Origin of the sequence: Micromonospora fluostatini (assembly GCF_050410825.1) — a bacterium.
Lineage (GTDB): Bacteria > Actinomycetota > Actinomycetes > Mycobacteriales > Micromonosporaceae > Micromonospora > Micromonospora rosaria.
The window spans coordinates 4628810-4639835 of record NZ_CP191251.1; the positions used below are offsets into that span (position 1 = coordinate 4628810).

The window sequence follows — 11026 nt, forward strand, 5'->3', positions numbered from 1 at the left end:
CTGTGTCGCTCAGTCGCGCGTCACGGAGCGTTCCGCTGGCGTGTCGATCCGGCCACGCTGCGCTGATCCCCAGCCCAGAAGACGGTGGCGATACACATCTGTCGATGAAATTTTCCTTTTCTGGTCTTGCACCGGAGCAAAGTTATCTCCAAAGATTGACGTCTATCACAGGCGCTCCTGGGGAGGAACCATGCTCCGTACCAGATCAACGCTGCGACGACTGCTCGCCGCCGGCCTCGCCGCGCTCGCCACCACCGCCGTCACGCTCGTCGCCACCAGCGGCCCGGCGGCAGCGGCCACCACCCCCGGCATCGACGTCTCCCACTGGCAGGGGGGCATCAACTGGACCAGCGTCCGCAACTCGGGCGTCCAGTTCGCCTTCATCAAGGCCACCGAGGGGACGAGCTACAAGGACCCCAACTTCAACGCCAACTACGTCAACGCCTACAACGCCGGGGTGATCCGGGGGGCGTACCACTTCGCCCGGCCCAACATCTCCTCCGGCGCGGTCCAGGCCAACTACCTGGCCAGCAACGGTGGCGCCTGGTCGGCGGACAGCCGGACCCTGCCGGCGGCCCTCGACATCGAGGCCAACCCGTACGCCGGGGGCTACTGCTACGGCCTGAGCACCACCGGGATGCGCAACTGGATCCAGGACTTCCTCAACACCTACCGCTCCCGCACCGGCCGGTACGCGGTCATCTACACCACCACGAGCTGGTGGAACCAGTGCACCGGTAGCTGGAGCGGCCCGTGGGCCAACCACCCGCTCTGGCTGGCCCGCTGGTCCAGCACCCCGGGCGCGCTGCCGGCCGGGGCCCCGTTCTGGAGCTTCTGGCAGTACACCGACTCGGGCAGCGTCTCCGGGATCAGCGGCGGCGTCGACCGCAACCACTGGAACGGCGACCGCAACCGGCTGATCGCCCTCGCCAACAACACGTAGCAACCCCGCAGGCCCCGGCCGGGCGCGCGCCGTCCCCACGGCCCGCCCGGCCGTGCCGCGTCATATCGGGTACGCGTCGTCGGCCCATCCGTCGTCCGCGGGGCGCTACCGCTCCGGTGTCTCCGCCACGAACACCCCTACGCCGGACATGCCTTCGACCATGCCCTTGGCCTTGAGCCAGTTGATGGCGCCGCGCACCACCGTGATCGAGACACCGTACTGGGCGCGCAACTCCGCCGTGCTCGGCAGTCGGTCGCCCGGCCGCAGCTCACCGGATTCGATCTTCTCGGTCAATTCATCGATGATCTTCTGGGTTTTTGAGGTAGGCATCTGCACTCCCTGGTCCGCGCGGCCATTTGATCACGCGTGACGGGGAGCCACAAGCTTCAGGATGCATCAGGAGGCACAAAGCTTGCCTTGTGACGAGGCATATGCATAAGGTTGTACATGGCCGATTTCCCTGGTCCGCAGCCTGGCGGAGTCGGTTCCCCCCGCGCGGCGGCCCGCGTCTCCCCCGTACCCGGCGGGCCGCCGCGCGTCCCCACGCGCCTGGCGGAGGTGTCCGATTGGAACGGGACCGCGCACTGCTGCTCGCCGACCGGCACCAACCGCCGCCACTGTGGCGGTTGCTCCGGATCAAACTCTGCCCCGTCTGCCGGCTCCGCTGGCCCTGCCCGCGCTACCTGGACGCACGGGCCATCCTGCTCGGCAACGACCGCGTCGACGTGGCCGCGCTGCTGCGCCGCAACAGCCGCTGGCGGGCTTAAGCCGAGCACCAGGGCGACATCCGGCTGCCCCACCTCGGGCTGGCCGGTCGCGGCAGGACGGCCGATCGCGGCTACTGCGGCCACCTCCGGCACCCGGCCGGCTGCCCGCCGCCAGGGCACAGGTATAGCTGCCCGCCGGGGCACGGGTGCACCAGATGCGGGTCACCCTGTCCGCGTACTCTCGGCTGCCCGGCAGGCCGACGGAGCTGGCGCGGGCGAACGGGTCAGGCGCGGCGGCGGGGTACGGCCGCAGCGGTCGACGGATGTCGGGCGAGGCCCCCACGGCGCACCAGCAACCAACCGGCGAGCACGAGGACGGTCACGGTCACGGCGCCGAGAAGCGCCACCATCGTCGGCAGTCCGGCGGCGATCAGCAACACCGCCATCAGGCCCCACAACGCCACACACGGCTTACCGGCTCGGTGTCGGTACCTCATCGGTAGCACCTCCCCTTCATCGTCGAAGGTGAGATACCCAGTTGGTGGCCCCTCCATGCGAATCGACCCGCCCTGCGTGGGAATCCCGGGTCGATGCCGCCGGTCGGCCGGGGCCGAGGTCAGTCCTGCCGGTCCGGCACGAACCCTTCGGCGATCCGGTCGAAGTCGGGCAGTCTCGCCGACCACTCCCGGTCGGCGACCTCCCAGCGGATTGCGTAGCCCCGGTCGCTCGCCGTCACGAAACCCCGGTTGCGGACCCGGATGCGGGTGTCGTCGCGGGTCTCCCGCCACTCCCAGTCCGCGCACGTCTTCCAGAACCCGTCACACGAGCGGATGCTGATGAACTGGTAGTTCCGGACGAGACCCGCCCGGTTCGGCTCCTGCGCCCGCCAGTCCGCCTCCGCGTCCGGCTGCGGGTTGTTGGTCCACTGGATGAGCAGCTCACCGACGCCGTCGGGCTCGGTGAAGACGACGGTGTCCCTCCCCGGAGTGCTCCGCCGCCAGCCCTGCGGCAGCGGCACGGAGAAGCCGGCCCGGTCCTCGTGCAACCTCCAGCCTTCCGGCAGGCCCGGCTGCTCCGACCCGCTCGGCGACGGGCTCGGCGCGGACGGGCTGGGCGACGGGGTCGGGCTCGGGGCCGCGCTGGTCGGTGCGGGGGCGGCCGGCTCGGACGCCGGGCCGCTGGTCGCGGCGCTGGTGGCCCCGGCCTGCCCGCCCGGCTCCCGCTCGGAGTCTCCGCCGTCCTGGGAGGTCAACAGCGGCACCACCACCGCGAGGCCGACCAGCAGGAGCAGCACCACGGCCCCGATCAGCAGGTTCCGCCGTTGCGGGCTGGAGCTGGTCGTCGTGCCGGCGGGCACCGTGGCCCGCCCGGTCGACGCGGCCGCCGCCGCAGGCAGCACCGCGGTCGGGTTGGCCGGCGGGGGCTGGGCCGCGTCGTCGCCCCGGCCGGTCCCTGCCGACCCGGCTGCGGACGTCGCCGGGGCGGGCTTCGGCCCGTCCACCTTGGTCGTGGGCGCCGCGTCGGAACCCCCCGGGGCGGCCGGCTCGGCGGCAGCCTCCGCCGGTGGCGGCACCTTCGTGGTCGCGTCGGCGGACGAGATCGTGCGGGTGGCGTCGTCGCCGGACGGGACCTTCGTCGTGGCGTCCGCGTCGGCCGGCTCACCCGGCGACGGCACCTTCGGCGTCGGCACCTTCGCGGTGGCGTCGGCAGCCGCAGCGGCGGCGGCTGCGGCTGCGGCAGATGCCGACCGGGGCGCGGGCGGGGTCGGCTGGCCACCGGTCTGCGGCTCCGCCGGACGCGGTGCCGGGACCACCAGCGGGCGCGGCTCGCGCGGCCCGTTCGGCCCCGGCCGGCGCACGCCGTCGAGCAGGGGAATCGTGCGGGTACGCTTCCCGCCGGCCCGGCGCAGCAGTCGCTCGGCGACCTCGGCGTCGATCCGCTCCGCCGGATCCTTGCGGAGCAGGCCGGTCAGGACCGCCTTGAGCGGGCCGGCGTTCTTCGGCGGCGGCATCGGCTCGGTGGCCAGGGCCGCGAGGGTGGCGATGGCCGACGGCCGGGCGTACGGCGACTTGCCCTCGACGGCGGCGTAGAGCGTCGCGCCCAGCGACCAGAGGTCGGCCTCCGGCCCGGTCGTGCCGTCGCGGGCCCGCTCCGGCGAGATGTACGCCGGCGAGCCGAGCACCATGCCGGTGCGGGTCACGTTCGGGTCGCCCGGGATGGTGGCCAGCCCGAAGTCGGTCAGCACCACCCGACCGTCGTTGCCGAGCAGCACGTTGCCGGGCTTGACGTCCCGGTGCATCACGCCGGCCCGGTGCGCCGCCTTCAACGCCCCGAGCACGCCCAGCCCGATCTCCACCGCACGGGCCGGTGTCACCGGACCGTCCTCGGCGATGGTGTCCTGCAACGACTTCGAGGCGACGTACTCCATGACGATCCACGGGTCGCCGTCGGTGCGCAGCACGTCGAAGATCCGGACCACGTTCACGTTGTTGAGCCGGGCGATGGCCCGCGCCTCGCGCAACGAGCGTTCCCGCATCTCGCGCCGCTCGTCGTTGGTCAGGCCGGGCGGCGGCACCAACTCCTTGATCGCCACGTCCCGGTGCAGCACCTCGTCGCGCGCCTTCCACACCCGACCCATGCCACCCTGGCCGAGCGGCGATATCAGCCGGTATCGGTTGGCGACGAGTTGGGGCTGCGCGTCAGACATCGCCAGAGACGGTACCCGGCGGCTGTGACGCTCACACCGCCGGCACGCCACTGTGCGGGAAAGGACGTGCGTCGGCGCGTACCCTGGGGCCATGGCTGCCGAAGAACCGCTGTTCCGGGTCGTCCGGGGCACACCCAGCGCCGAGGAGACGGCCGCCCTCGTGGGCGTGCTCGCGGCCCGGTCGCACCCGGCAGCCGCTCCCGACCGGCCGGCCCCGTCCGCGTGGGCACGCAGCGGCCGGGCCCCGCACCCGGGCACCGTCGCCGGGCCGGGTGCCTGGCGCGCCTCCGGCCTGCCCCGCTGACCCACGACGGTACGGGGCTGCCAGGGCCCCATCCCACCGGCTAACCTCACTCAGGGAGACGGTGCCGTGACAGGTAGGGAGGGGTCGATGATCCCCGAGGAGGACCGCCCAGCATCCTGGTTGCGCGGCTACGGTGGCATCGAGGCCGACATCCGTCAGCTCCGGGATTTCGCGGCGAAGCTCGAAGCCGAGGTGCAGCGGCACTACGCGCCGCACCTGTCGTACATCGCCGACGACATGCAGGCGAAGCTGCCCAACCCGTGTGACGCCTTCATCGAGTTGGTCCACTTTCTCCAGGCGCACCACGAGACCCAGCAGGCGACCACCGACATGGTCTACGCCGTCGGCGGGCACACCGGCCGGCTCGCCCAGGCCGCCGGCCGGGTCGCCGGGGCGTACCAGGACTCCGACGCCTTCTCCGCCGCCCGGGTGACCGATGTGGAGCAGGCGCTCGCCGGCACGCAGGCCGCCAGGTTGCCGGTCGTCCCGCCCCGGCTGGTCGATCCGACCGGGCCCGACAACGCGGGGCCGGTGGTGCTGCCATGATCGAACGCGGCAGCGGCCGGACCTCCGGCCTCACCGACTGGCACCTGATGAACGTGCCCAGCATGTGGGCCTGCCTCCAGGACCAGGACACCACCAACCAGTGGCGTCAGGTGGCCGGCTGGGGCAAGGTCTGCGACCTGGCCAAGACGCACCTTTCCCGGCTCCAGGAGTACCGACGCGGCCTGGCCGAGGCATGGCCGCCGGAGACCAACTCCGCCGCCCGCGTGTACCTCGGCGAACTGGACCAACTCATCGAGCGGGTACAGCGGACACACGACGCGGCAGCCGCCAACTACACCGCGCTCTCCGCCGCCACCCACGCCATCGCCAGCAGCCGTGGCGAGCTGCGAAAGGTCTACGACGAGTACGTCACCAAGAGCCGACAGAAGCAGGCGTACGAGGAGATCGTCGCGGATTCCAAGGCGGTGGCCGGAAGCCGCCTACCCGAGCGCCCGCCGGTCACCGACGCCGACCTGACCCGGCTCGACGCACAGGCACGCACCATCATGTACGGCCTCAGCGGCGAACTCCAACACGCCCAAGTAATGCTCCAAAAGCCCCCACCTCCGCCAAGGCCTGCTATTCAAGACGGGGATCCCGACATATTTGCAGGTGCGGGAATCCAACCACCGACAATTCCACCGATCGCCCCTGTCCCTATTGCGCCTCTGACAGGAACTGGGCTAGCGAAGGTTCCGTCCCAAACGGCGCAGCCAGTGGCGACACCCGCTGCACCTTCGACCGGCCCGGTTCTGGGCAGCCCGACCCCTAGCGCGCCAACGCCGCCCGCAGGGGGCGGGCCCGTGCTTGGCGGAGCCGGCAGCGGAGTGCTACCGCCACAGACTTCGGCACCCAGCATCGGGACACCTCCACCCCCGGCCGCGCCCGGCCCAACGATAGGTCTACCGCCCACCACGGCCCCATTTCGCAACAGCAATTCCCTTCCGGGTTCTGTCGGGCAGCCAATCAACAGGAACACCAACGGCACGCCCCACGCGGCACAACCAAGCCCTCCACGACCAATGCCGCCTGGCGGGCTAATCGGCGGAGTTCCTGGCATGGGGCTTGGGCAACCGACTGCCGGCGCCGTACCACCGCGACGGGTTAACCCGGTCGGAGGCGTAATCGGTGGTGGTGGAGCAGGAACCGCGCCGACAGGTGGTGCTGGTTCCCGCCCCGGACTCGGCCGCAGTTCACAAATCGGCTCGACACATGGGATGCCCCCAATCGGTGGTGCACCTGGTCGACTAGGGCGATATGAGCAGAATGACACTCAGTCGCAACGCTGGGACCCAGACAACCCGTGGGAGGTCGACCGAGGGGTAGCCCCTGTCGTTCGTCCGCCTGACGACGAAGGCCCAATCGACCCCGGTCCGACCATCGGTCTAAATCGGTGACGATGAGATTTGGCCTACATCCAGCGCTAGTACTAGCACTGACAACTACCCTGTATGCAGCAGCTAGCAATGCCACCCCCATCACTGAGGGGTCGGGAATTATCCGCACCAAGCAGTGGCATCTAGAGTTCCTGCGTATCGACAAGGCTCACAAGTTGAGCCAAGGCGAAGGAATTGTTGTAGCAGTTCCAGATACCGGCGTGGACACCCATCCCGATTTGCGACAGAACCTACTTTCCGGAACTGACACGATTTCAGGTGGAATGGGAGATGGAAGAAAAGATCGGGACAGTCATGGCACATCGATGGCGGGCTTGATTGCAGCGCATGGAATAGGCAGTTCACGCGGAGCGCTCGGAGTTGCACCCAAAGCAAGAATTCTCCCGATATTCAGCTCTCCACCAAACGCAGATGGCACCCCTGACGCCCTTGCCCAGGGGATAGAGTATGCCGTCTCACAAGGCGTCGACGTGATTAGCGTTTCAAGCGGAGGCGGATCGAGCCCTAGGCTAAATCAGGCCATCAGCACGGCGCTAGCATCCAACATCGTCGTAGTGGCGGGTGCAGGAAATCGGCCCCGCGAAAGCCATGTCGCCTACCCTGCCCGGGAAACCCAGGTTCTCGCGGTGGGGGGAGTCGATCGAGTGGGTAATCATGCGGCGGTTTCGGTTACCGGGCCGGAGATCGATGTGGTCGCGCCAGCCGTGGACATCTACAGCACCAGTTACGACGGTAAGTACTCGAAGGGAACCGGGACGTCGAGCGCCACGGCGATCGTGGCGGGGGCGGTGGCGTTGATCCGGGCGAAGTATCCGTCGCTGCCGGCGAGCGAGGTCGTACACCGGTTGACTGCGACCGCCGTGGACAAGGGGCCGCCGGGTCGGGACGACCAGTACGGCCACGGGGTGATCGACCTGGTGGCGGCGCTGACTGCGGACGTACCCCCGCTGGGGTCGGTGCCGTCGACGGCGCAGCCGACGGCCGGTGCGGGGCCGACCCCGACGGCGGTCGGGCCGGGCGGGTCGGAGGCGGCGGGGCCGGACGGCGACGGTGGGTCGACGGCGCGCGGGCTGGCCACGCTCGGGGTGCTGGTCGCGGCGGGCGGGGTGTGGATGTACATGAATCGTCGTCGCCGTCGTGGCGACGACCCGCCGCCCCGGATCAGCAGGTAGGTTCGGCGGCGTGCCGAACACGACGCCGATCCGTCTCGTGCTCGCCTCGGCGAGCCCTGCCCGCCGTAAGCTCCTCCAGGCCGCCGGGGTCGAACCCGACGTGCTGGTCAGTGGGGTCGACGAGTCCCAGGTGACGCACGAACGGGCGGAGGACCTCTGCCTGGAGTTGGCCCGGCGCAAGGCGGAGGCGGTGCTCGGGCGACTGCGGCCGGGCGACGGTGAGCGCACGCTGGTGCTCGGGTGCGACTCGGTGCTGGCCTTTGACGGGGATGTTCTCGGCAAGCCGGACGACGCGGCGGACGCTGTCCGCCGGTGGGAACGGATGCGGGGGCGCAGCGGGGTGCTGCACAGCGGGCACTGCCTGGTCGACGTCACCGACGGGCGGCAGGCTGCGGCGGTGGCCTCGACGGTGGTGCACTTCGCGTCGATCGGTGACGACGAGATCGCCGCGTACGTCGCGACGGGTGAGCCGTTGGCGGTGGCCGGGGCGTTCACCATCGACGGGATCGGTGGCCCGTTCGTCGAGCGGATCGAGGGCGATCCGAGCACGGTCGTGGGGCTCTCGCTGCCCCTGCTGCGCCGCCTCCTCGCCGACCTGGACCTGCGGATCGTGGATTTGTGGACGAAGGTCGCGCCGGGGGGCCAATCGGTGCAGCCGCTGGTCTAACGTCCAGTCATGACCACCAAGTCGCTGCCGCTCACCGACGACCTGCACACCTACCTCGTGGCGCACGGGTCGCCGCCGGACGAGATCATGCGGGACCTGGCCGAGGAGACCCAGGCGGTGTTGCCGGGGCAGGCGCGGATGCAGGTCGCGCCGGAGCAGGCCGCGCTGCTGACCTTCCTCACCCGGCTGGTCGGCGCGCGGCAGGCGGTGGAGGTGGGCACCTTCACCGGGCTGTCCTCCCTGGCGATCGCCCGGGGCCTGGCCGAGGGCGGGCGGTTGACCTGCTTCGACATCTCCGAGGAGTACACCGGCATCGCCCGCCGGTACTGGACGCGGGCCGGCGTGGACGACCGGATCGAGCTGCGCATCGGCCCGGCCGGCGACACGCTGCGGGAGCTGCCCCAGGAGCGGTACCTGGACCTGGCCTTCGTGGACGCGGACAAGACCGGCTACCCGATCTACTGGGCGGAGCTGGTGCCCCGGATGCGGCCGGGGGGCCTGATCGCGGTGGACAACGTCCTGCGGGGTGGCCGGGTCATCGCCCCGCAGGACGAGGCGGACCGGGCCATCGCCGCGTTCAACGACGACGTGCTCGCCGACGTACGGGTGGACGCGGTGATGCTGCCGGTGGCGGACGGCCTGACCCTGGCCCGCGTCCGCTGACCCCTCCCCTGCCGGCGCCGTCCCCCGCCCCCTGCCGCTCGGCGGGCTGCGCTGCCCAGCGTGGTGTTAAGAAGGGGCCCCTGCTCTACCGAATGCGTTAACAAGGGGCCCCTCCTTACACCTTCAGCGGACGCTGCGGGCGAACTGGCGGGCGGCCCAGACCACGGCGGCGACGGCGAGCACGGCGGTGATGCCGAGCCCCTGCCAGACCTTGTCGTCGCCGAGGTTGCCGGCGAAGAGGGCCCGGGTGCCGTCCACCGCCCAGGAGAACGGGTTCCACCGGGCCACCGCCTGCAACCAGCCGGGGGCCAGGGCCAGCGGCAGCAGGATGCCGGAGAGCAGCAGCAGGGGCTGGGCGATGGTGTTCATCAGCGGGGCGAGGGCGTCCTCGCTCTTCACCTTGAGCGCGACGCCGTAGGAGACGGCCGAGGTCATCAGCGCGATCAGGGCCAGCAGCAGGTACGCCAGCAGCAGGTCGCCGAGGAAGACGCGCAGGTCGAAGGCGAGCGCGAGCAGGGTGATGATGACCGCCTGGACGATCAGCGACACCACGTCACGCAGGGAGCGGCCGAGCAGCAGGGCGAACCGGCTGATCGGGGTGACCCGGGACCGTTCGATGACCCCGGCGCGCAGTTCGGCGATGAGGCCGAAGCCCTGGAAGAGTCCGCCGAAGATGGCCAGCAGCACCAGCAGACCGGGTACGAAGATCTTGTACGCGGCGGCCTGGCTGGGCGCGTTCAGCGCCGCCTTGAGCAGCGGGGCGAAGAGCAGCAGGTACATCACCGGCTGGAAGACCCCGACGAAGACCCAGACGGGGTTGCGCAGCAGCAGCAGGATCTGCCGTTGGAAGATCAGCCAGGTGTCGCGGGCGAGTTTCATCGTCACTCCCGGGTGCGGTCAGGACTCGCGCAGCGAGCGGCCGGTCTTGGTGAGGAAGACGTCGTCGAGGCTGGGCCGGTGCAGCCCGATGGAGCGCAGGTCCAGCCCGGCGGCGTCGACCCGACGCAGGATCCGGGGGATGGCGGTGGCCCCCTCGTCGACGGAGAGCCGCAGGCTGGTGCCCTCGCCGGCCTCCAGCGTGCGGACGTACGGCTCGTCGGTGAGCACCCGGGTGGCCGACTCGACGGCGGCGGCGGTGTCCAGCCCGACGAGGACGACGTCGCCGGAGACCTCCCGTTTCAGGTCGGCGGGGGTACCCTCCACGACCACCTCCCCGTGGTCGATGATCGCGATCCGGTCGCAGAGCGCGTCGGCCTCCTCCAGGTAGTGCGTGGTGATGAGGACGGTCATCCCCTCGGCGCGCAGCCGCCGGATCTCGTCCCACATGTACGCGCGGCTCTGCGGGTCGAGCCCGGTGGTGGGCTCGTCGAGGAAGACGATCCTCGGCTCGTGGATGATGCCGAGCGCGATCTCCACCCGCCGTCGCTGTCCGCCCGAGTAGGTCCGGCACTTGCGGTCGGCGTACTCGGTGAGCTGGAAGGAGTCGAGGGCCCGGGTGGTCCGGGCCTGCGCGTCGGCCTTGCCGATGCCGTACATCCGGGCCTGGAGCACCAGTTCCTCGCGGGCGGTGGACTCGTCCCAGGTGCTGCCGCCCTGCGCGACGTACCCGATCCGGCGGCGCACCTCCCCCGGGGCCCGGCGCAGGTCGGCGCCGGCGAGGACCGCCTCGCCGCCGTCGGGCTCGATCAGGGTGGCGAGCATCCGCAGGGTGGTGGTCTTGCCGGCGCCGTTGGGGCCGAGGAAGCCGAAGATCTCCCCCTCGGCGACCGCCAGGTCCACGCCGCGTACCGCGTCGACGGTCGTGGTCCGCCGGCCCGCGCGGGACCGGAACGCCTTGCGCAACCCGTGCGTCTCGATCATCCTGGCTCCTCGTCCCGGGCGGCGGGGAGGTCTCGGGGCGGGGCGACGACGACCGCAGCG

General features: G+C 70.9%; 12 protein-coding genes. 7 read left to right on the forward strand and 5 right to left on the reverse strand.

Translation table 11 applies throughout. The annotated features are described in order from the left end of the window. The first annotated feature begins 190 nt into the window (after positions 1-190). Positions 191-943 (forward strand): GH25 family lysozyme, encoded by a 753-nt coding sequence (locus ACQUFX_RS20215; RefSeq protein WP_428961918.1) that lies wholly within the window; start codon positions 191-193, stop codon positions 941-943. Between the two features lie 105 nt (positions 944-1048). On the opposite strand, the gene ACQUFX_RS20220 is transcribed toward ACQUFX_RS20215, so the two are convergent. After that, a complete protein-coding gene (locus ACQUFX_RS20220; protein ID WP_428961919.1) occupies positions 1049-1273 on the reverse strand; it encodes a winged helix-turn-helix domain-containing protein in 225 nt (74 codons plus the stop codon). 236 nt (positions 1274-1509) lie between these two features. Here ACQUFX_RS20220 and ACQUFX_RS20225 point away from each other — a divergent pair, with 236 nt between their 5' ends. Then, positions 1510-1710: a hypothetical protein gene (locus ACQUFX_RS20225; RefSeq protein ID WP_428961920.1), complete on the forward strand. Its 201-nt coding sequence runs from the start codon at positions 1510-1512 to the stop codon at positions 1708-1710. Between the two features lie 224 nt (positions 1711-1934). On the opposite strand, the gene ACQUFX_RS20230 is transcribed toward ACQUFX_RS20225, so the two are convergent. Both ACQUFX_RS20230 and ACQUFX_RS20235 read right to left on the reverse strand, forming a co-directional pair. Next, positions 1935-2147 carry a hypothetical protein gene (locus ACQUFX_RS20230; protein ID WP_428961921.1) on the reverse strand — a complete coding sequence of 71 codons (213 nt, stop codon included), beginning with the start codon at positions 2145-2147 and terminating at the stop codon, positions 1935-1937. A 119-nt stretch (positions 2148-2266) separates the two neighbouring features. Continuing rightward, positions 2267-4357, reverse strand: a complete 2091-nt coding sequence (locus ACQUFX_RS20235) for a serine/threonine-protein kinase (RefSeq protein ID WP_428961922.1) — start codon at positions 4355-4357, stop codon at positions 2267-2269. Between the two features lie 91 nt (positions 4358-4448). Between ACQUFX_RS20235 and ACQUFX_RS20240 the strand changes: the two genes are divergently transcribed. From ACQUFX_RS20240 to ACQUFX_RS20260, 5 genes are all read left to right on the forward strand, one after another. Further along, on the forward strand, positions 4449-4661 hold the full coding sequence (locus ACQUFX_RS20240; protein ID WP_428961923.1) for an acyl-CoA carboxylase subunit epsilon: 213 nt from the start codon (positions 4449-4451) through the stop codon (positions 4659-4661). A gap of 87 nt (positions 4662-4748) precedes the next feature. Beyond that, entirely contained in the window at positions 4749-5207 is a 459-nt protein-coding gene (locus ACQUFX_RS20245; protein WP_428961924.1) for a hypothetical protein, read from the forward strand. A 1399-nt stretch (positions 5208-6606) separates the two neighbouring features. Beyond that, positions 6607-7776 carry a S8 family serine peptidase gene (locus tag ACQUFX_RS20250; RefSeq protein ID WP_428961925.1) on the forward strand — a complete coding sequence of 390 codons (1170 nt, stop codon included), beginning with the start codon at positions 6607-6609 and terminating at the stop codon, positions 7774-7776. Positions 7777-7786: 10 nt separating this feature from the next. After that, a complete protein-coding gene (locus ACQUFX_RS20255; protein ID WP_428961926.1) occupies positions 7787-8443 on the forward strand; it encodes a Maf family protein in 657 nt (218 codons plus the stop codon). A 9-nt stretch (positions 8444-8452) separates the two neighbouring features. Next, positions 8453-9106, forward strand: coding sequence for an O-methyltransferase (locus ACQUFX_RS20260; RefSeq protein WP_428961927.1), 654 nt, complete (start codon positions 8453-8455; stop codon positions 9104-9106). A 123-nt stretch (positions 9107-9229) separates the two neighbouring features. Here ACQUFX_RS20260 and ACQUFX_RS20265 read toward each other — a convergent pair whose 3' ends face one another. Further along, positions 9230-9985 carry an ABC transporter permease gene (locus ACQUFX_RS20265; RefSeq protein WP_428961928.1) on the reverse strand — a complete coding sequence of 252 codons (756 nt, stop codon included), beginning with the start codon at positions 9983-9985 and terminating at the stop codon, positions 9230-9232. 18 nt (positions 9986-10003) lie between these two features. Further along, positions 10004-10966 carry an ATP-binding cassette domain-containing protein gene (locus ACQUFX_RS20270; RefSeq protein WP_428961929.1) on the reverse strand — a complete coding sequence of 321 codons (963 nt, stop codon included), beginning with the start codon at positions 10964-10966 and terminating at the stop codon, positions 10004-10006. Positions 10967-11026 lie beyond the last annotated feature (60 nt).

Excerpts from the sequence above, each read along its gene's own strand:
- ACQUFX_RS20215 (WP_428961918.1), top strand. The coding sequence starts at position 191 with ATGCTCCGTACCAGATCAACGCTGCGACGACTGCTCGCCGCCGGCCTC.
- ACQUFX_RS20220 (WP_428961919.1), bottom strand. The coding sequence starts at position 1,273 with ATGCCTACCTCAAAAACCCAGAAGATCATCGATGAATTGACCGAGAAG.
- ACQUFX_RS20230 (WP_428961921.1), bottom strand. The coding sequence starts at position 2,147 with ATGAGGTACCGACACCGAGCCGGTAAGCCGTGTGTGGCGTTGTGGGGC.
- ACQUFX_RS20235 (WP_428961922.1), bottom strand. The coding sequence starts at position 4,357 with ATGTCTGACGCGCAGCCCCAACTCGTCGCCAACCGATACCGGCTGATA.
- ACQUFX_RS20240 (WP_428961923.1), top strand. The coding sequence starts at position 4,449 with ATGGCTGCCGAAGAACCGCTGTTCCGGGTCGTCCGGGGCACACCCAGC.
- ACQUFX_RS20245 (WP_428961924.1), top strand. The coding sequence starts at position 4,749 with ATGATCCCCGAGGAGGACCGCCCAGCATCCTGGTTGCGCGGCTACGGT.
- ACQUFX_RS20250 (WP_428961925.1), top strand. The coding sequence starts at position 6,607 with ATGAGATTTGGCCTACATCCAGCGCTAGTACTAGCACTGACAACTACC.
- ACQUFX_RS20260 (WP_428961927.1), top strand. The coding sequence starts at position 8,453 with ATGACCACCAAGTCGCTGCCGCTCACCGACGACCTGCACACCTACCTC.
- ACQUFX_RS20265 (WP_428961928.1), bottom strand. The coding sequence starts at position 9,985 with ATGAAACTCGCCCGCGACACCTGGCTGATCTTCCAACGGCAGATCCTG.
- ACQUFX_RS20270 (WP_428961929.1), bottom strand. The coding sequence starts at position 10,966 with ATGATCGAGACGCACGGGTTGCGCAAGGCGTTCCGGTCCCGCGCGGGC.